Raw genomic sequence first — 18,689 nt, 5'->3', positions numbered from 1 at the left:
ATTCCGGAACGACCCATGCCCCTCCTGACTGGCAGCTCCAACAACGACACCCTTACGGGCGGGTCGGACGACGACACGATCCAGGGGCTGGGTGGGGGTGACAGCCTGGTGGGCGGGTTCGGGTCGGACAGCCTGGAGGGGGGCGCCGGGTTCGACACGCTGTACGGGGGCCTGGGCAACGACACGCTGCTCGGGGGCGACGACGCGGACTACCTCTCCGGCGAGGCGGGGAACGACGTGCTGGAGGGGGGCGCGAACGGGTTCGGCTCCGACTTCCTCGACGGCGGGGTGGGCGACGACACGCTGCGGGGCGGGGACGGGGCGGACCAGATCTCGGACAGCCAGGGCCTGAACGTGATGGAGGGGGGCGAGGGGGCGGACACGCTCTCCGGCGTCTTCTCGACGGCCTCGGGCGGCGTGGGCAACGACGTCATCACCTACAGCAGCTTCGTCACCACCACCGCCGCGACGGCGACGATGGACGGGGGCGAGGGGGCGGACACGCTCGTGCCCGGGGCGACGACGGGCGGCTTCGTCGTGACGACGGGGGCGGGGGCGGACACAGTGCGGGCGCCGGGCTCCTTCAGCCCGACCTTCATCTCCGGCCCGTTCGGGGGCAGCTACACCAACCCCGGCGCGATCGTGGTGACGGACTTCACCCCCGGGGCGGGCGGGGACCGGCTGGACTTCACGCAGCTGCTGACGAACGCGATCAGCTCGGGCTACGACGGCACGAACCCGTTCGGCGCGGTCGGCTTCCTGCGCCTGCGCCAGGACGGGGCGGACGCCCTCATCGAGTGGGACAACAACGGCGCGGCCGGTGCCAACAACGCCAACTCCAGCAGCCCGGGCTTCATCCCGCTCTTCCGCCTCAGCGCCGCCGCCGCCGCCTCCCTCACGAGCGAGAACCTCGGCTTCGCGCCGATCATCGCCCTCGGGGGCGGGGGCAGCGGAGCGATCACCGGTACCTCGGGCAACGACACGATCACCCCGTCCCTCGTCTCCTCCGGCGTGACGGGCGGACCGCCTGGCACCGGGGCTGACAGCATCTCCGGCTTCGGCGGCCAAGACAGTCTTGCCGGCGGGGACGGGAACGACACCCTCCTGGGTGGCGACGGGAACGACACGCTGGACGGCGGCCTGGGCAACGACAGCCTGAACGGCGGTCTCGGAGAGGACCGGTTCAGCGGTTCGGCCGGCTTCGACACGATTGTCGGCGGCGACCTGAACGGAAACGTCCTCGACTACACGAACCTCGGTCAGGCGCTGAGCGTCACCTGGACGACGGCGCAGAACGGAACGACGGGCAACACCGTCGTGAAGGGCGGCGGACTCGGGACGGACATCTTCCAGGATGTCCGTGGCATCTCTGGCTCGTCGCTCGCCGACACGCTAACGGTCGCCTTCTCGCAGCAGGTCTTCCCGTTCCTCTTTCTGTACGGCGGCGGTGGCGCCGACACCATCAACGGCAACAACATCACGAACGTTTTTGCCGACTACGCGTCCAGCAACGCCGCTCTCACGGTCAACGCCGACCTTTCCGCGAATACCGCGACGTGGAACGGCTCGACGGACGTCCTGCAGAACGTCCGTTCGATCCGCGGGTCCCTCGGGAACGACACCCTCTCGGGCAACGCGGCCGACAACTACTTCATGCCCTTCGGTGGCAGCGATACCATCTCCGGCCTCGCCGGCTTCGACCAGATCTACCTGCTCGACCGGGGCACCGCCGTCGTCACCCACACTGCCGTCGGCACGGGCACGATGTCGGTCTCCTACTACGACGGGACGACTGGCACGATCAGCTTCTCCGGCATCGAGGGAATCTACACGGGCAACGGCGTGGACAGCCTCACGGGTTCGGACGGCGACGACCGGCTCGGCCCGGCGGGCGGTAACGACCGCGTGGATGGCGGCCTGGGCTTCGACTACGTCAGCTACCGCTACACGACGGGCTCGCAGCCGATCGTCGGCGGCGTGGTGGTGAACCTCCAGACCGGCTTCGCCACGGACAACTACGGCGGCACGGATACGCTGATCTCGATCGAGGGCGCCCTCGGCACCAACCTCAGCGACGACCTCACCGGCACGACCAACAGCGGCACGAGCCGCTCCCTGCTCCGCGGCTATGAGGGCGCGGACACGATACGGGCCGCGACGACCGGAACGCTCATCACGGCCGACTACCAGGACGGCTCGACCGGCGGCATCACCGCGAACCTGACCAACGCCGCCGACCGCTTCGTGATGGACGGGTTCGGTTCGAAGGACATCCTCGTCAACGTCACCTCCGTCCGCGGCTCCGATGGCAACGACACGATGCTCGGCGGCGATGTCGGGGAGCGCTTCGACGGCGACGACGGCAACGACAGCCTTTCCGGCGGCGGCGGCGCCGACCGGCTCCAGGGCCAGGCGGGGAACGACACTCTCCTGGGCGGTTCTGGCAACGACACGCTGGAACCGGGCGCCGGCACCAATCTGGTGGATGGCGGGACCGGCTTCGACACGATGGTCTCGGGCGATATCGGGACCGTGAACGTCGCCTTCTCCGGCCCCGGCGCCGGCACCATGACGGTGAACCTGACGGCCGGCGGCACGGCCGTCACGACCTTCTCGAACATCGAGTATATCGTCGGCAGCAACGGCGCCGACACCTATGTCGGCGGATCCGGCGACGACTACTTCGCCCCCCTCGGCGGCAACGATGTGGGGCTGGATGGCGGCGCCGGGTTCGACTGGCTCACCTACCGCTACGAAACCCCCGTGCCCATCGCGGGCGTCGTCGTGAACTTCGCCACGGGCACGACGAGCGACGGCCTCGGCGGCAGCGATACCTTCATGAACTTCGAGGCCGTGTCAGGCACCCGCCTCAACGACGACCTGACCGGCGCGGTGCTCGGCGGCGTCGGCGTGCGCCTTCGCGGCAATGAGGGGGCGGACACCATTCGCGGCGTGGCGGGCGATGCCACGATCACCGCCGACTACCGCAACGGATCCGAGCCGGGCACGCAGGGGATCGTCGCGGACCTGTCCGATGCCGCGAACCTGACGGTCGTGGACACCTACGGCGACACCGACCGGCTCTTCAACATCCGCAGCATCTCCGGCTCGGACTTCGGCGACTCGATGCGCGGCGGGGCGGAGGGCGAGCGGTTCACGGGCCTGCTCGGCGACGACACGCTCTCCGGCGGCGGCGGGGACGATACCCTGGCCGGCGGCGCCGGGTCCGACAGCCTGACGGGCGGCGCGGGGGCCGACACCTTCGTCATCGACGCGATGTCCGACATCGGGCCGGCCGACGTCATCACCGATTTCGGCGCCGGCGACCGGCTCGACCTTTCGGCGCTGGCCGGCAGTTTCGTCGGGAGCGCGCCCTTCACCGCGGGCAACGGGGCGCAGATCGCGTTCCGCAACGTGACCGTGGGCGACGCCGCCGTGACGCAGGTGCAGTTCGACACGGACGGCAATGGCAGTCCGGACGCGCTGTTCACGCTCGCCGGGACGCTCTTGCTCGCCGAGACGGCGCCGGGCTCGAAGATCCTGCAGGCCCAGGCGGCGTCGGCCGTCCTCTCGATCGCGGCGACCTCCGCCGACAAGGCCGAGGGCCAGTCCGGCAGCGCCGCCTTCACCTTCACGGTCACGCGCACGGGCGACGCTTCCGGCGCCGCGAGCGCCGGCTGGGCGGTGACGGGGGGCGGCGCGAATCCCGCGGCGGCAGCGGACTTCACGGGCGGGGCGCTGCCCTCCGGCACGGTGTCCTTCGCGGCGGGCGAGACGAGCAAGGTCATCACGGTCAACGTGGCAGGCGATGCGGCAGTGGAGGCGAACGAGGGCTTCACCGTCACGCTCTCCGCCCCGACCGGCGGCGCGACGCTCGGCACGGCGGCCGCGACCGGCACCATCCGGAACGATGATGCGACGGTCTCCATCGCCGCGCTCTCGGCGGACAAGAACGAGGGCAATGCGGGAACCACGCCCTTCACCTTCACCGTCACGCGCGCCGGCGATACGCTCGGCGCGGCCACCGTCGGCTGGGCGGTGACGGGATCGGGGGCGACCGCCGCTTCCGGCAGCGACTTCGCGGGCGGCGCACTGCCCACGGGCACGGTGAGTTTCGCGGCGGGCGAGACGACGGCGACGGTGACGGTCAACGTCGCCGGCGACACGACGGGCGAGGCGAATGAGGGCTTCACCGTCACACTGTCCGCGCCCTCGGCCGGCATGACGATTGGCACCGCCACGGCTTCCGGCGTCATCCGCAACGACGACGCGCTCGTCTCCACCGTGCCGACCGGCGGCGCGGACAGCCTGACCGGGACGGAGGGGCCGGACACGATCGACGCCCTGGCCGGCAACGACACGGTGCTCGGCCTGGGCGGCGCGGACAGCCTGTCCGGCGGCAACGGCGACGACAGCGTCGTCGGCGGGGAGGGGGCCGACACGCTCCTCGGCAGCTTCGGCAACGACCGGCTGGAGGGCGGGGCGGGGAACGACAGCCTCGACGGCGGGATCGGCGACGACACGATGGCCGGCGGCACAGGGGATGATACCTACCTCGTCAACGCCGTCGGCGACGTCGTGTCGGAGGAGGGGGGCGACGGCAGCGATACCGTCGTCTCGGCGATCACGTTCACCCTCGGCGCGGGCTTCGAGAACCTCACCTTCCTCGGCAATGCCGGCACGGGCGGGACGGGCAACGCGGCGGCGAACCGCATCAGCGCCACGGCGGCGACGGGCGGCAAGCTGCTCTCGGGCCTGGTGGGGAACGACACCCTCCTCGGGGGCGCGGGCAACGACACGCTCGACGGCGGGACGGGGGTGGACAGCCTCGTCGGCGGCGCCGGGAACGACCTCTACCGGGTGGACGTCGCGGGCGACGTGGTCGTGGAGGCCGCGGGCGGCGGGGTGGACACCATCGAGACGGGGCTGACCACCTCCCTCGCGGCGCTGGCGGAGGTCGAGAACCTGGCGCTGATCGGCACCGCGCGGGTCAACGGCACGGGCAACGGGCTGGCCAACGCGATCACCGGCAACGCGAACGTCAACATCCTCGACGGCGGCGCGGGGGCCGACGTGCTGGACGGCGGGGCCGGGGCCGATCGCCTCACCGGCGGCACGGGCACGGACACCTACTTCGTGGACAATGCCGCGGACCAGGTGGTCGAGCTCGCGACTGACCTCGACATCGACCTCGTCTATGCGTCGGTCTCCTACGCGCTCGGCAACACGGCGGTGGAGCGGCTGATCCTCACGGGGGCGGCGCTCGACGGCACGGGCAGCAACGGCGACAACCGCCTGACCGGCAACGGCCTGGGCAACCGCCTGACGGGGCTGGGGGGCAACGACACGCTCGACGGAGGGCTCGGCGCCGACACGATGGAGGGCGGCACGGGCAACGACCTCTACATCGTGGACGACGCGGGCGACGTAGTGAGCGAGGCCGGCGGCAACGGCGCGACGGACACGATCGTCGCCTCCGTGTCCTACGCCATGGCCGACGGCGTCGAGATCATGACGCTCACCGGCACCCTGGACCTGATCGGTACCGGCAACGGCGGCAACAACCGTATCACCGGGAATGACGGGGACAACCTGCTGGAGGGCCTGTCCGGCGGCGACCAGCTGACGGGGGGCGGCGGGGACGACACCCTCGTCGGCGGCCTCGGGGTGGACCGGCTCAACGGCGGGCTCGGGGCGGACGCCTTCCGCTACGGATCTGTGGCGGAGGGGGCGACGCCATCTCTGGCTTCATCCACGGCAGCGACCGCATCGAGGTCTCGGCCTCGGGCTTCGGGGGCGGACTGGCCGTGGGCGCGCTCACGGCGGGCCAGTTCGTCGCGAACGCCACGGGCCTCGCCGCGGCCGGCACGGGGCAGTTCGTCTACGAGACCGATGCGCTCAAGCTCTGGTGGGACGCGGACGGCACCGGCGCCGGGGCGCGCGTCCTCATCGCCACCTTCCAGGGCAACCCAGGACTGACCGCCTCCGACCTCGCCGTCATCGCGTGACGGGGGAGCGGGGCGAGGCGCGGCCGCCGACAGGGCGGGCGCTGCCTCGACCTGGCCTGGTCGCCGTCCGAACCGATGCGGGCTGGGCGCGGCCCCGCGGCCGCTTCTCAGCCCGCTCCGCCGTCGATCGTAAGGATCGTGCCGGAGGTGTAGCCGGAGCGCGGCGAGGCGAGGAAGGCGACGGCGGCACCGATCTCCTCCGGCGTCGCGGGGCGGCCGAAGGGCATGGAGGCCGAGAGTTCCCGCCAGCGCTCCGCGTCGCCGAGCGTCTCGGCGGCGCGGGCGCGGGACAGCATTTCGTGCCGCTCCGTCGCGACGGGTCCCGGGTTGATCCCGACGACGCGCAGGCCATCCTTCGGCGCCGCGCGTCCGAGCGCGCGCGTGAAGGCCATCAGCGCGGCATTGCCGGTGGCGCCGGTGACATAGTCCGGCGGGAAGCGCTCGCCGGCCGCGCCGATGACGTTCACCACGACGCCCGAGCGGCGCAGCGCCATGCCGGGGTAGAGGGCGCGCGTCAGGCGGATGAAGCCGTGGACTTTCAGGTCCCAGGCGCGCCGCCAGGTCTCGTCGTCCACGGCCAGCAGGTTGCCCGGCGGGATGGCGCCGGCGTTGTTGACGAGGATGTCCGGCGCGCCCGCGGCCCCCGCAAGGCCGCGGACCGCGTCGTTCGTGGACAGGTCGGCGGCGTGGGTCGCGACCGCGACGTTCCAGCGCGACCGGATGGAGGCAGCCGCCGCGTCCAGCGCCGCGGGGTCGCGCGCGGCGAGGAGGAGGTCGCAGCCCTCCTCCGCCAATGTGCGGGCGGCGGCGAGGCCGATGCCCCTGGAGCCGCCGGTGACGAGGGCGCGGGCGCCGCGCAGGCCGAGCTCCATGACCTCAGTCCGCCCGTGCGCCGCTGATCCGCACGGCGTCCTGCCACATCTGCCGTTCGCCCCGTCCCCGCGTGACGGCGTCCTCCGGCGTGGACCACAGGACCTTCGCGCCGGCCTGCAGGAAGCGCTGCTGCGTGCGGGCATCCGCCGCGATCTCGCGCAGCGCGCCGCTCATCCGGTCCACGATCGGGCGTGGCGTCGCGGCAGGGGCGACGAAGGCGGCCCAGGAGGTCACGACGAAGTCGGGCACGCCTGCCTCGGCCATGGTCGGGATGTCCGGCAGGGTCGGCCAGCGCTCGGCGCCGGTCACGGCCAAGGCGCGCATCCGTCCCTCCTGCACCACAGGCACGTAGGACGCCAGGTTGTCGATCGCGAAGGTCACGTCGCCCGAGAGCATCGCGGGGATGGTCTGCGCCGCACCGCGGAAGGGGACGTGCGTGCCGTCGATGCCCAGGCGGGAGCAGAACAGCGCGCCGGACAGGTGCGGCGTGGTGCCGACGCCCGGGGAGCCGTAGGAGATCCCGTTCGGCCGCGCCTTCGCCCAGGCCGTGAACTCCGCCAGCGTGCGCGCCGGCACGTGCTGGGAGGAGACGACGGCGACGTTCGGCAGTTCCCAGGTCAGCGCCGCGGGCACGAAGTCGCGGTCGATGTCCCAGGGCATGCGGGAATAGAGGTACTGGTTGATCGAGAAGTGCCCGATCGTCGCGGCGGCCCAGGTGTAGCCGTCGGGCGCGGCCTTCGCGACGGCGTCCATCCCGATGTTGCCGCCGGCGCCCGGGCGGTTCTCCACGACGAAGGTCTGGCCCAGGCGCTGCCCCAGTTGCTCGCACAGGATGCGGGAGAGCACGTCGGTGGAGCCCGCCGGCGGGTAGGGGATGATCATCCGCACCGGACGGTCGGGCCATGCGCCTTGGGCCAGCGACAGGCCCGGGCGGGCCAGGGCTGCGGCGGTCCCCAGCGCGGCCAGGTGACGTCGTGCGATCATCCGGTGTCCTCCCGTTTCGTTGCGGGCAGGGTAGGGGCGGGCGGCGCGCCGGGCCAGGGGCGTGCGCCGCGGGACGTGACCGGAGCCGGCGTTGACCCGGGCTGCCTGCGCACGTTTCCGGGAACTCTGACCACGCGGATCGCCTGCCCTTGTCCCTGCCCTGGATCCAGCGCGCGCCCGGCGCGCCCTACTTCGTCACCGAAACCGGCGAGCCCTGGACCCCCATCGGCCAGAACGATTCGATCTCCTGGGTGGAACTGACGCCGCTTTTCCGCCGCCGCGACGTGCCGGCGGTGGAGCGGCACCTGCGCTGGCTGGTGGACCACGGCGTGACGGTGCTGCGCCTCATGCTGGAATACGCGCAGGTCCGGCACCGCTACATCGAGAAGCCGGTCGGCCGCTTCGTGCCGAACGTGGTGGCGATGTGGGACGATCTCTTCGCGCTCTGCGAGCGCGTGGGGATGCGCATGCTGCTGACGCCCTTCGACACCTTCTTCACCTGGACGCATTTCCGCCACCACCCCTACGCGCGGGAGAATGGCGGCCCCTGCGAATCCCCTCGCACCCTGCTGACCTGTCCCGAGACGCGGGAGAGGGTGAAGGCGCGCCTGGCCTTCGCGACGGAGCGCTGGGGCGGTTCGGGCGCACTCTTCGCCTGGGACATCTGGAACGAGATGCACCCGGCCCATGCGGGCGACGACCCGTCGGAGTTCGAGCCGTTCATCGACGACGTCGGCGGCTTCCTGCGTGAGACGGAGATGCGGCTGCACGGGCGTGCGCATCCGCAATGCGTCTCGATCTTCGGGCCGCAACTGGAATGGCAGCCCGCGACCGTTGACCCGATCTTCCGCCACCCCGCGCTCGACTTCGCGTCGAGCCATTTCTACGAGCACGGGACGATCGACGACCCGCGCGACACCGTCGCCGCAGCGGTCTCCGTCGGGCGGCTGACCCGGGAGGCGCTGGCGCATATCACGGATGGGCGGCCCTTCTTCGACAGCGAGCACGGGCCGATCCACCGCTTCAAGGACAAGCGACGCCCGCTGCCCGAGGCCTTCGACGACGAATACTTCCGCCACATCGCCTGGGCGCACCTGGCCTCCGGCGGCGCGGGCGGCGGGATGCGCTGGCCGAACCGCACGCCGCACGTGCTGACCGCGGGGATGCGGCGGGCGCAGAAGGCGATGGCGGACTTCCTGCCCCTGATTGACTGGCCGTCATTCCGGCGCGTGAACCTGAACGAGGAGGTGCGGGTGGACGATCGCTCCGTCGCGCCCTTCGCTTCCGGCGATGCGTCGCAGGCCGTCGCCTTCCTCCTGCGGCGGGACCTGCGGCCGGACGGGCGGGTGGATTCCTCACGCCGGTCGGAGGTGGCGTTGGGCATCCCGGGCCTCGCGCCGGGGTCCTACCGCGTGACCCTGTGGGACGCCGCTGAGGGGCGCGAGGCCGGATGCAGGGACGTTCGCGTGGGCGCCGATGGCCGGGCCGAACTCCTCCTGCCGATCGGGACGAGCCTGGCCCTCGCCCTGCGCCGGACCCGGCCGGCGTGACGGCCCGGCCTCAGTCGCCGGCCAACATCCGCGTGGCCAGGTCGCGGACGGCGAGGGTGCGCGCCGTCCAGCCGTTGCCGAAGACGTCGAAGTTGTCGAGGCTGCGGTAGTAGGCGAGGCGCCGGTCCGCGAAGCGGCCGATCAGGTCCTTCGCGTCGCAGGTGCGGACCGCGGCCAGCGTGATGGGCCCCACGGACCCGTCCTGGTCCACGTGCACGAGCTCCTGCAGCATCCGGATGGCCGTCCGCACGCCCGCGTTCACCGCGAAGTCGAAGGTCATGAGGTTCACGCCCGCGGGCAGGTTGTCGCAATCCGCGGCCTTCCAGTACTTCGCCCGGTAAATCTCCTTCGCGTCGGCCTGGGTCAGCGCGCGGATCTGGGCCTCGGTCACCTGCTCCGGCGGGACCTCGTGGAAGTCGGCGTAGGTGCGCAGCGTGATGCCGAAGTTGGTCGGACCGCCCCGGTCGCGGGGATGGTTCGCGAAGCCGCCCTCCTTTTCGAGGATCGTGGCGACGCAGCGGTCGAAGTCGCCGCCTGCTGGCCGGACGGCGGCTGGGACCGGCGCGGGCGCCACGGCGGCGGGCGCGTTCGCGGCCGTATTCGCGGCCGTACCCGCAGCCGTGTTCGCCACCTGCTTCATTCCCGCGATGGCGGCCTCGGTCTGCCGCGACTGGCCCTCGATCGCGGCCTGGGCCTGCTGTGCCTGCGCCTCCTGCGCCCGCAGGACGACCGCGTCCTTGTTGCGCGAACCCTGCGAGGAGCCGATCCAGAAGTTCACGACGGCCGTGAAGGCTGCGACGAGCGAGCCGACGACGATGTTGAGGAGCTCTCGAGCCGGGCTGCCCACGGCGAGGGTCCCGGTGGCCAGCACGATCAGGGTGACGAAGAAGCCGACGGTCACGATGACCGAGACGACCGGCGCGCCCCAGGCAAGCGCGCTGCCGGAGGAGGCGAGGTCGCGCATCGTCCCGCGCGCGTCCCGCAGGTCGTTCAGCCGCCTGCCGAGCTCGGCGAGTTCCGCCTGCCGCCGCCTCTCCCCCTCGTCGAAGCGCGCGTTGAGCGTCGCGAGCTCGACTTGGCGGCGCTTCTCCTCCGCGTCCAGGCGCGCGCGTTCCCCTTCCAAGCCGATCTCCGTCAGGCGGGCACGCAGCGTCGCGGCGAGGTTCGGATCGGCCTCCAGCTTGCGGCGTGCCGCAGCCTCGTCATCCGTGCCGGTGACCTCCCGGACCGCGTTGGTGACGGACGTGGCGACAGTGCCCGCGCGATCGCCCGCGACGGCCCGGATGATGTCCGGGATCAGCGATGCCGCGAGGAGGACGAGCGGATGCATGGGGCCTCTCCCGAATGGCCGACGGGCCATCACGCAGGCAATCGTAGGCACGGCCCCGCGGTGCTTCGTCCCGAAATTATTCCGAAACCGTGGTGTGGCCGTTCCTTGAGGTCGCCCCCGTCCCCCCAACAGGCTCGCCTCCCAGGCGGAGCGACCCTATGAACCTCTTCGAGACATGATCGGCCTGCTGCTCGCCGCGGCGCTGTTCTCCTTGCTCGCCGCGCGGATCCGCGTGCCATGCCCCGCGCTGCTGGCGCTGGCCGGGACCGCCATCGCCTTGATCCCCGGCGTGCCGGCCGTTACGCCGGGTCCTGCGCTGTTCGTCGCGCGGGTGCTGCTGACGCGGCCTGCGACGCCTCCCCGCGCGACCAGCGGGACAACAGCGCGCGCGTGGCGACGCACGCCCTCGTCGCCGTCGGGATGACGGTCGCGGCACGGGACGGCGCGCCCCCGGCCTGACCGGCGCGCGGCGCCGCATCGCCTCCTCCGCGGTGTGGGAGGTCGCAGTCTTCGTGCTCGACGCGCTGGCCTTCCTGCTGATCGGGCTGCCTGCTGATCGGGTTGCAGGCGCGCGACACCGTCGGGCGCCTGGACGGGGCCTGGGGAATCGTCGTTCTCCTGACCATCGGGACCTGCGTCGCCGTGATCGCGAGGCGCGTGGCCTGGGCGGTAGCTGGCAACGCTGGCTATCGCCTACGGGTGACGCGGCACGGGCCGCCGGTCGCGCGGGGGCGGCGCATCCTCGGGCCGACCCTCGCGGGCGGTCTTCCGCCGTGACCTTCGTCTCCGTATCGTAGGGGAAATGGCGGGCGGGTGCCGTCCGCGAGGGGAGAAGCGTTTAAATGATCACCCGTCGTCGCCTCGCGGCCGCCGCCGCGGCTCAGCCGGTCCTGGCCGCCGTCGCGGCTCAGCCGATCCTGGTCGCCGCGACCCTTCCGCTCGCCGCACCCGCGATCGCGCAGGAGAACTTCCCGAGCCGGCCGGTGCAGGTGATCATCCCCTATCCGCCGGGGAACGCGATCGACCTGCTGGTGCGCGTGCTCGCGGCGGCGATGCAGCCGCATCTAGGCCAGACCGTCGTCGTGCTGAACCGGGAAGGGGCGGCGGCCGCTGTCGGGTCCTCGGCCGCCGCGCGGGCGACGCCGGATGGCTACACCCTGCTTTTCGCGCCGGCGCTCGTTGCCTCGGTGCTCCCCGTGGCGCAGTCCACGTCCGGGCTGCGAACCGACTCCTTCCGGCCGATCTGCCAGGTGTTCAACAACTCCATGGCGCTCGTCGTGAAGCCGGACAGCCCGATCCGGGACCTTCGGACCCTGCAGGCGATGGCGAAGGAGCGGCCGGGGCGCCTGACCTACGGCACGCTCGGCGTCACCTCGATCCCGCACCTCGCGATGGTGCAATGGCTCCAGGCTGCGGGCGTCGAGATGGAGCACGTGCCCTACCGCGCCGACGCGCAGGTGATGACGGAGGTGCAGACCGGGCGGATCGACGTCGGCTCGATCGTGCTGGGCTCGGCGGCCGGGCGGAACGACATGCGGATCCTGACGAACTTCGACGCGCAGCGGCACCCCGACTTCCCCGACGCGCCGACGGCGATCGAGCAGGGCTTCGAGGTCGCGCCGGCCTCCTTCGGCGGGCTGATGGCCCCGGCCAATACCCCGCCCGACCGGATCGCCCGGATCGAGGCGGCCTGTACCGCGGCCGCGGCGGGCGAGTCCTACCGCGAGGCCGCGCGGCGGGGATCGCAGCCCGCCAACTTCTTCCTCGACCGGCCGGCCTTCGAGCGTCGGCTGCAGGAGGACATCGCGGTGAAGGCGCGGCTGCTGCAGGGGATGGTGTTGAACTGAGGGCCGCGTCGCCGCGTCAGCGCCCGAGCTTCGGGCGAGCGACCGTCGCGGCGGCCCAGGCGCGCGCCTCGTCGTAGAGCCGCTCGCCCGGCCGCCGGGCGATCGCCTCGTCGTAGAGGGTCAGCGCCTCCTCACCCAGGGCCTTCGCCTTGCGGAGCAGGGTGGTCGCGAGGTTCGCGGCGGCGTGCGGGTCCTCCGGCGCGATTCGCCGCCCGATGCGCAGCAGCCGTTCCGCCACGTCGGCGCTGCCGCGGAGGTGGAAGGCCAGCCCTGCATTGATGAACAGGCTGCGCCCGAAGAGGGAGCAACCGACGCACCAATGGTCGGACCCCTCCAGCGCGGCAAGGTGGGGGAAGGCGTTCACCGCCGTGGCGAACAACGCGAGCATTTCCTGCGCCGCGACCCGGTGAAGCCCCGGCTCCCCGTGGTCGACCTGCAGCAGCGACGTGGCGGTACCGCCGAGCCGTGCCGCGCGCACCATGCCCGGCAGGGCCTCGGCATCTAGCCCGAGGAGGGCGGCGCCGGCGGCGAGCGGGGCGGCGAAGCTGCTGCCCAGCACGTCCTCCGGCTGCATCAGCGACAGGTCCATGTGCGGCGTCTGCGAGTAGGACGGCTCGGTCAGTTCCGCCGTTTCCCCGCCCTCCGATCCCGGCGCGCGGCGCACGCGCTTGAAGCCGACGGCGACGACGCCTTCGGCGATCGCGGGGCAGGCGGTGCAGGCCGCGTCGTTGCCGGCCGCGGCGACGACGATCCGGCCGCCGCCGGCCGCCCGCTCGGCCGGCCGACACAGGCAGGCGGCGGGCAGCGGGCAGGCCTTGGGACGCAGCGTCTGCGCCCCCGCATTGGCCCGGAGGTCCTGGAGAAAGCCGAGCGGGTCCTCCGCCGCGGGGCTGAGCGGGATGGGGGTTTCGGTCAGCACCTCCTCGAACGGGACGGGCATGCCGAGGCTGAGGCACGCCACCGCGGCATCGGAGGCCGAGACGCGATCGAGGGCCGCGCGGACCGCACGGGGGTCGGGGCGCCCGCGCACCGTCACCTCGTAGAGGTCGAGTTCCGCGTCAGGCGCGGCGGTGAGGATGAGGAGGGCGACCGCGGTGCCGTGCGCCGTCGGCTCGCCCGCGCGCGCGGCCTGCCGGACCGCGCCGCCCGCCGCCGCCGCGAGGCGGGGCACGTCCAGGTCGAAGGCGGTGTCGATCACCGCTGCGCGCCGGCCCCGGCCGGTCAGGCCCCGGCGATGCGCCTCGGCCACCGTCTCCCAGAATTCGCCGCTCCGGGGAAACCGCCAGTCGTGGCGGTCGGCGTCGTAGCCGGCCATCAGGGCGTCCGCGGCCGTCGCGCCCTCTAGCCGGAGCCGGGCGGCGCGGGGCACCGTCAGTCCTCGACCTCAAAGGGCGAGAGCTCCCGGTAGGGAAGTTCCGGCTCCGCCGGTTCGTCACCCGCGTCGGCCCCGAACATCCCGGGACCGCCGACCGGTGCGGGCGGCTTCGGGCGGCCGAAGATCCCGGTCTCCGCCTTGTAGAGCACGAGGGCGACGGGGTGCGGCTTCTTCCCGTGTTGCAGCCGCATAGCGAAGGTCGCGGCGGATGAGGCGCCGAAGGCGACGGAGGCATCGGCCACGTCGAGCGCGCTGAGGGCGCTCGCCTTGCCCGAGACCTTCACCTCCCCGCCGTCGCTCTCTGCCAGGGCAAAGCCGGCCCGCTCCGCCGCGATGACCTCGGTGACGAGAACCGTGTCCTCCGTCCAGGGCTTCGACAGCCAGGGCAGGGCGGAGAGCACGGTCGCCAGATTGTCCATCCGCGTCGCCGTGAGGTCGCGGGCGCTGTAGACGACGGCGCCGCTGCGCTCGAACCGGAGCGAGCCCTCGACCGCGAGGGACGGGTCCGGTTTCGCCGCGACGCCGGCGCTCGCGCGGAAGGAGACGCCGACCGAGAAGCGTTGGGGAGCCTCGATCCGGTTGTGGCGGAGGGCGGGGCGCGGCACCCGGGGCAGGTCGGTCACGTGGCCCTGGCGGGTGAAGACCCCATCGTGCAGCACGCCCCAATCGCCCGGCACTACGGCGGTACCGGGCTGCCAGACCGGATGGTAGCTCAGGTGCTGCCGGAACTGCCGGCCGTAGAGCTTGACGAGGGAAGCCATGCGGCACGCTCCGGCCGGGGATGCCGGGAGGAGAGGGGATTCCGCACCCCCGGGGCAAGCCGTTTCCGCGCGGGGCTCAGGGCCAACGCACCTCAGGCGGCATGGACATGAGGATGGCCTCCACGTTCCCGCCGGTCCGCAGCCCGAACAGGGTCCCGCGGTCGTGGAGGAGGTTGAACTCCACGTAGCGGCCGCGGCGGATGAGCTGGGCCTCCCGCTCCTCGGCCGTCCAGGGCTCGGCCATGCGGCGGCGGATGATGGCGGGGTAGGAGGAGAGGAAGGCCTCGCCGACGTCGCGGGTGAGGGCGAAGTGGTCGGGAAGGCGGGATTCGTCCGCGTCCTCGCGCCCCAGCCAGTCGTAGAAGATGCCGCCGAGGCCGCGGGGCTCCCCCCGGTGCGGCAGGAAGAAGTACTCGTCGCACCACTGCTTGAAGCGGGGGTAGTAGGCGGCGTCGTGCCGGTCGCAGGCCGCGCGGAAGGCAGCGTGGAAGGAGGCGGCGTCCTCCAGGGCTTCCGCGCTGTCCGGGAACATGGGCGTCAGGTCGCCGCCGCCGCCGAACCAGGCGCGGGACGTCACGATGAAGCGGGTGTTCATGTGCGCCGCCGGCACCCGGGGGGAGCGCATGTGGGCGACGAGGGAGACGCCCGTCGCGATGAAGCGCGGGTCCGCGTCGGCCCCGGGGATCTGGCGCCGGAACTCCGGCGAGAACTCGCCATGGACGGTCGAGACGTTCACGCCGACCTTCTCGAAGACGCGGCCCTTCATGACGGACATGACGCCGCCGCCGCCCTCCGGCCGGTCCCAGGGGGTGCGGATGAAGCGGCCCGGGGGAGGTCGGCGTGCGGGCCGGTGGGCGGCAGGTCCTCGATCGCCTCGAAGGCGGCGCAGAGGCGGTCGCGAAGCCCCTCGAACCAGGCGCGGGCCGGGGTGGCGAGCGGGTGAGACGCCGGGTCCTTCGCGGCGGAGGCGAAGGTCGCAGCCGCTTCTGACAGATCGTTCATTTCGCCGTATTCCTTTCGGTCGCCGCGCCGCAACAAAACGGGGGCGCGGGCCGTTGCCACCCTTCGTTTCAGCCCCTTATAAGCCGCGCGCACCGCTCCCGGCAGCGCCCCGCGCAAGGTTTCGCGCGGCTGCGACGCAGACGGGGCATCCGGACGCGCATGTGGCTTGCCCCCGACGACCTCCGGGCGGCCGCCGAAATGGGACGACGAACCGCATGGCCGACGTGCTGGCGAACGCGCCGAAGACGAGCCCCTCCGAACCCGGTCCCCGCACGGCGGACCCCGTGGGGACGCAGGTGCATGACGGACCGCCGCGCCGCGACTTCCTGAAGCTGGCGACCGGGTCCTTCGCGGCCGTGGGCGTCGCCGTCGTCGCATGGCCCTTCATCAGCTCGATGAACCCGAGCGCCGACGTGCTCGCCCTGTCCACCGCCGACGTGGACCTGGCGCCGATCGAGGTCGGGCAGGCCATCACCATCATGTGGCGCGGCAAGCCCGTCTTCGTCCGCCGCCGCACGCCCGAGGAGATCCAGCAGGCCAAGGCCGTGAACCTGGCCGAGCTGCGCGATCCCGCCCCGGACGATGCCCGCCATAAACCGGGCAAGGACGAATGGCTGATCGTGCTCGGCGTCTGCACCCACCTGGGCTGCGTGCCGCTGGGCCAGAAGCCGACGGATTCGCGCGGCGACTACGGCGGCTATTTCTGCCCCTGCCACGGCAGCCACTACGACACGGCGGCGCGGATCCGGAAGGGTCCCGCGCCGCTGAACCTTGCGATTCCCGATTACACCTTCACCTCCGACACCAAGATTCGCGTCGGCTGAGGAGAGGACCATGCCCGAAGGGCTGCACGACTCGGACGTCAAGAACCCGGTGCTCCGCTGGGTGGACCAGCGCCTGCCCGTCATTTCCATGATCCAGCGGGAGTATGGGACGTTCCCGACCCCGCGGAACTTCAACTACTTCTGGAACTTCGGCGCGCTGGCGATGATCACGCTAGCGATCATGATCGCGACCGGCATCTTCCTTTCGATGCAGTATGTCGCGAACACGAGCCTCGCCTTCGATTCCGTCGAGCGCATCATGCGCGACGTGAATTACGGCTGGCTGCTGCGCTACGTTCACATGAACGGCGCCAGCATGTTCTTCATCGTCATCTACATCCACATCTGGCGCGGGCTTCATTACGGGTCCTACAAGACTCCGCGCGAGCTGCTTTGGATGTTCGGCGTCCTCATCTTCCTGCTGATGATGGCAACCGCGTTCCTGGGCTACACCCTGCCCTGGGGCCAGATGTCCTTCTGGGGCGCCACCGTCATCACCAATCTGTTCTCGGCCGTGCCGATCGTGGGCGACCACATCGTGACTTGGCTCTGGGGCGGCTTCTCCGTGGATAACCCCACGCTGAACCGCTTCTTCTCGCTGCACTACCTCCTGCCCTTCGTGATCACCGGCGTCGTGTTCCTGCACATCGCCGCGCTGCATATCACCGGGTCCAACAACCCGCTGGGCATCGAGCCGAAGGGACCGCAGGACACGATCCCCTTCCACCCCTACTACACGATCAAGGATTCGGTCGGGATCGTGGTGTACTTCATCGTCTTCGCGATCCTCGTGTTCTTCATGCCGAACTACCTCGGCCATCCGGACAACTACATCCCGGCCAACCCGTTGGTGACGCCCGCGCACATCGTTCCGGAATGGTACTTCCTGCCGTTCTACGCGGTCCTCCGTGCGGTGCCGGACAAGCTCGGCGGCGTGGCGATGATGGGCGGGGCCATCCTCATCCTCTTCGTGCTGCCCTGGCTGGACCAGTCGCCGGTGCGCTCCATGCGGTTCCGGCCGATCGCCAAGTGGTTCTTCTATCTCTGGACGGTGAACTTCTTTGTCCTGATGTGGGTCGGCGGGAAGCCGGCGGAGGCGCACTACGTCCTGATCGCGCGCGTCGCGACCGCCTACTACTTCGCCTACTTCCTGGTGATCCTGCCGGCGCTGGCGAAGCTGGAGCGGCCGTTGCCGCTGCCGACCTCCATCGCCCAGTCCGTCCTCAAGCGGGTCCGGGGCGGTGGTCCGCTGCCGGCGCCCGCCGCCGCCAAGCCCATGGATAAGGCATGAGCCCCGTGACGATCATGCCCCGCTTCCTGATGGGCGCGGCACTCGCCGCCGTGCTGGCCCTTACCCCGGCGGCCGCCCGCGCGGCCGGCGAGGCCGTGAACATCCCGAACCACGACTTCTCCTTCGACGGGATCTTCGGGACCTTCGACCGGGCCAGCGCCCAGCGCGGGTTCGCCGTCTACAAGGCCATTTGCTCGAACTGCCATTCCATGCGGCAGTTGTCCTACCGGCATCTGCGCAGCCTCGGCCTGACGGAGGCGCAGGTGAACGCCCTCGCCTCGCAGTTCGAGGTGCAGGACGGTCCCAACGACAACGGCGAGATGTTCACCCGCCCGGCCCGTGCGTCCGACCACTTCCGTCGGCCCTTCGCGAACGACGCGGCGGCGCGCGCGGCGAACAACGGTGCGCTGCCGCCCGACCTCTCCGTCATCGTCAAGGCGCGTGAGGGCGGGGCCGACTACGTCCGCGCCCTGCTCCTCGGCTACGAGGACCCGCCGGAGGGCGTTACCGTCCAGCCCGGCATGAACTACAACAAGTACTTCCCCGGCCATCAGATCGCGATGGCCGCCCCGATCGCGGCCGATGACCAGGTCGAGTACACCGACGGGACGCCCGCGACCGTCGCCCAGATGGCGACGGACATCACCACCTTCCTTTCCTGGGCCGCGGAGCCGGAGCTCGAGGCGCGGCGTGCCATGGGCGTCCGGATGATCATCTTCCTGACCATCCTCGGCGGCCTGGTCTATGCGGTGAAGAAGAAGGTCTGGGCCAATATCGGGCAGCACCAGGGCCTCGGCGACGGGGGCTGACGCCTCCCACCCGGCGGCTTGCGACCGGCGCCCGG

The 18,689-nt window shown here is 71.7% G+C and carries 13 protein-coding genes and 1 pseudogene; 8 read left to right on the top strand and 6 right to left on the bottom strand.

Annotated elements, in window-relative coordinates; translation table 11 throughout:
- Positions 1-15: 15 nt before the first annotated feature.
- Positions 16-5,979: a Calx-beta domain-containing protein gene (locus ACE7GA_RS02970; RefSeq protein ID WP_376095391.1), complete on the top strand. Its 5,964-nt coding sequence runs from the start codon at positions 16-18 to the stop codon at positions 5,977-5,979.
- A 136-nt stretch (positions 5,980-6,115) separates the two neighbouring features.
- On the opposite strand, the gene ACE7GA_RS02965 is transcribed toward ACE7GA_RS02970, so the two are convergent.
- Together ACE7GA_RS02965 and ACE7GA_RS02960 are read right to left on the bottom strand one after the other, a co-directional pair.
- On the bottom strand, positions 6,116-6,880 hold the full coding sequence (locus ACE7GA_RS02965; RefSeq protein ID WP_376095388.1) for a short-chain dehydrogenase/reductase: 765 nt from the start codon (positions 6,878-6,880) through the stop codon (positions 6,116-6,118).
- A gap of 4 nt (positions 6,881-6,884) precedes the next feature.
- Positions 6,885-7,865: a Bug family tripartite tricarboxylate transporter substrate binding protein gene (locus ACE7GA_RS02960; protein ID WP_376095385.1), complete on the bottom strand. Its 981-nt coding sequence runs from the start codon at positions 7,863-7,865 to the stop codon at positions 6,885-6,887.
- 149 nt (positions 7,866-8,014) lie between these two features.
- Here ACE7GA_RS02960 and ACE7GA_RS02955 point away from each other — a divergent pair, with 149 nt between their 5' ends.
- Positions 8,015-9,415: a hypothetical protein gene (locus tag ACE7GA_RS02955; RefSeq protein WP_376095382.1), complete on the top strand. Its 1,401-nt coding sequence runs from the start codon at positions 8,015-8,017 to the stop codon at positions 9,413-9,415.
- A 10-nt stretch (positions 9,416-9,425) separates the two neighbouring features.
- On the opposite strand, the gene ACE7GA_RS02950 is transcribed toward ACE7GA_RS02955, so the two are convergent.
- A complete protein-coding gene (locus ACE7GA_RS02950; RefSeq protein ID WP_376095379.1) occupies positions 9,426-10,745 on the bottom strand; it encodes a glycosyl hydrolase 108 family protein in 1,320 nt (439 codons plus the stop codon).
- 175 nt (positions 10,746-10,920) lie between these two features.
- Here ACE7GA_RS02950 and ACE7GA_RS02945 point away from each other — a divergent pair, with 175 nt between their 5' ends.
- From ACE7GA_RS02945 to ACE7GA_RS02935, 3 genes are all read left to right on the top strand, one after another.
- Positions 10,921-11,169 carry a hypothetical protein gene (locus ACE7GA_RS02945; RefSeq protein ID WP_376095376.1) on the top strand — a complete coding sequence of 83 codons (249 nt, stop codon included), beginning with the start codon at positions 10,921-10,923 and terminating at the stop codon, positions 11,167-11,169.
- A 137-nt stretch (positions 11,170-11,306) separates the two neighbouring features.
- Positions 11,307-11,522, top strand: a complete 216-nt coding sequence (locus ACE7GA_RS02940) for a hypothetical protein (protein WP_376095373.1) — start codon at positions 11,307-11,309, stop codon at positions 11,520-11,522.
- 65 nt (positions 11,523-11,587) lie between these two features.
- A complete protein-coding gene (locus ACE7GA_RS02935; protein WP_376095370.1) occupies positions 11,588-12,592 on the top strand; it encodes a tripartite tricarboxylate transporter substrate binding protein in 1,005 nt (334 codons plus the stop codon).
- 16 nt (positions 12,593-12,608) lie between these two features.
- Here the strand turns inward: ACE7GA_RS02935 and ACE7GA_RS02930 are convergent, their stop codons facing one another.
- From ACE7GA_RS02930 to hemF, 3 genes and pseudogenes are all read right to left on the bottom strand, one after another.
- Complete coding sequence (locus ACE7GA_RS02930) at positions 12,609-13,961, bottom strand: S8 family serine peptidase (RefSeq protein WP_376095367.1); 1,353 nt, start codon at positions 13,959-13,961, stop codon at positions 12,609-12,611.
- Positions 13,962-13,963: 2 nt separating this feature from the next.
- A complete protein-coding gene (locus ACE7GA_RS02925; RefSeq protein WP_376095364.1) occupies positions 13,964-14,728 on the bottom strand; it encodes a hypothetical protein in 765 nt (254 codons plus the stop codon).
- Between the two features lie 76 nt (positions 14,729-14,804).
- A pseudogene (hemF, locus tag ACE7GA_RS02920) lies at positions 14,805-15,730 on the bottom strand (oxygen-dependent coproporphyrinogen oxidase).
- A 215-nt stretch (positions 15,731-15,945) separates the two neighbouring features.
- On the opposite strand from hemF, the gene petA reads away from it, so the two are divergent.
- Genes petA through ACE7GA_RS02905 form a run of 3 tightly spaced genes read left to right on the top strand, consistent with a single transcriptional unit; the run spans position 15,946 to position 18,654 of the window.
- Positions 15,946-16,554, top strand: a complete 609-nt coding sequence (petA, locus tag ACE7GA_RS02915) for a ubiquinol-cytochrome c reductase iron-sulfur subunit (RefSeq protein WP_376095361.1) — start codon at positions 15,946-15,948, stop codon at positions 16,552-16,554.
- Positions 16,555-16,564: 10 nt separating this feature from the next.
- Entirely contained in the window at positions 16,565-17,845 is a 1,281-nt protein-coding gene (locus tag ACE7GA_RS02910) for a cytochrome bc complex cytochrome b subunit (protein ID WP_376095358.1), read from the top strand.
- A complete protein-coding gene (locus ACE7GA_RS02905) occupies positions 17,842-18,654 on the top strand; it encodes a cytochrome c1 (RefSeq protein WP_376095355.1) in 813 nt (270 codons plus the stop codon). Before ACE7GA_RS02910 ends, ACE7GA_RS02905 begins: the two co-directional genes overlap by 4 nt.
- Positions 18,655-18,689 lie beyond the last annotated feature (35 nt).

The sequence above is a fragment of the Roseomonas sp. CCTCC AB2023176 genome (assembly GCF_042259275.1).
Classification (GTDB): Bacteria; Pseudomonadota; Alphaproteobacteria; order Acetobacterales; family Acetobacteraceae; genus Roseomonas.
The sequence above is the reverse complement of the archived record's forward strand: the minus strand, read 5'-3'. Positions and strand labels throughout refer to the sequence as shown.

Bases quoted from the DNA above. Each gene is read 5' to 3' on its own strand.
- ACE7GA_RS02970 (WP_376095391.1), top strand. From the start codon at position 16: ATGCCCCTCCTGACTGGCAGCTCCAACAACGACACCCTTACGGGCGGG.
- ACE7GA_RS02965 (WP_376095388.1), bottom strand. From the start codon at position 6,880: ATGGAGCTCGGCCTGCGCGGCGCCCGCGCCCTCGTCACCGGCGGCTCC.
- ACE7GA_RS02960 (WP_376095385.1), bottom strand. From the start codon at position 7,865: ATGATCGCACGACGTCACCTGGCCGCGCTGGGGACCGCCGCAGCCCTG.
- ACE7GA_RS02950 (WP_376095379.1), bottom strand. From the start codon at position 10,745: ATGCATCCGCTCGTCCTCCTCGCGGCATCGCTGATCCCGGACATCATC.
- ACE7GA_RS02945 (WP_376095376.1), top strand. From the start codon at position 10,921: ATGATCGGCCTGCTGCTCGCCGCGGCGCTGTTCTCCTTGCTCGCCGCG.
- ACE7GA_RS02935 (WP_376095370.1), top strand. From the start codon at position 11,588: ATGATCACCCGTCGTCGCCTCGCGGCCGCCGCCGCGGCTCAGCCGGTC.
- ACE7GA_RS02925 (WP_376095364.1), bottom strand. From the start codon at position 14,728: ATGGCTTCCCTCGTCAAGCTCTACGGCCGGCAGTTCCGGCAGCACCTG.
- petA (WP_376095361.1), top strand. From the start codon at position 15,946: ATGGCCGACGTGCTGGCGAACGCGCCGAAGACGAGCCCCTCCGAACCC.
- ACE7GA_RS02910 (WP_376095358.1), top strand. From the start codon at position 16,565: ATGCCCGAAGGGCTGCACGACTCGGACGTCAAGAACCCGGTGCTCCGC.
- ACE7GA_RS02905 (WP_376095355.1), top strand. From the start codon at position 17,842: ATGAGCCCCGTGACGATCATGCCCCGCTTCCTGATGGGCGCGGCACTC.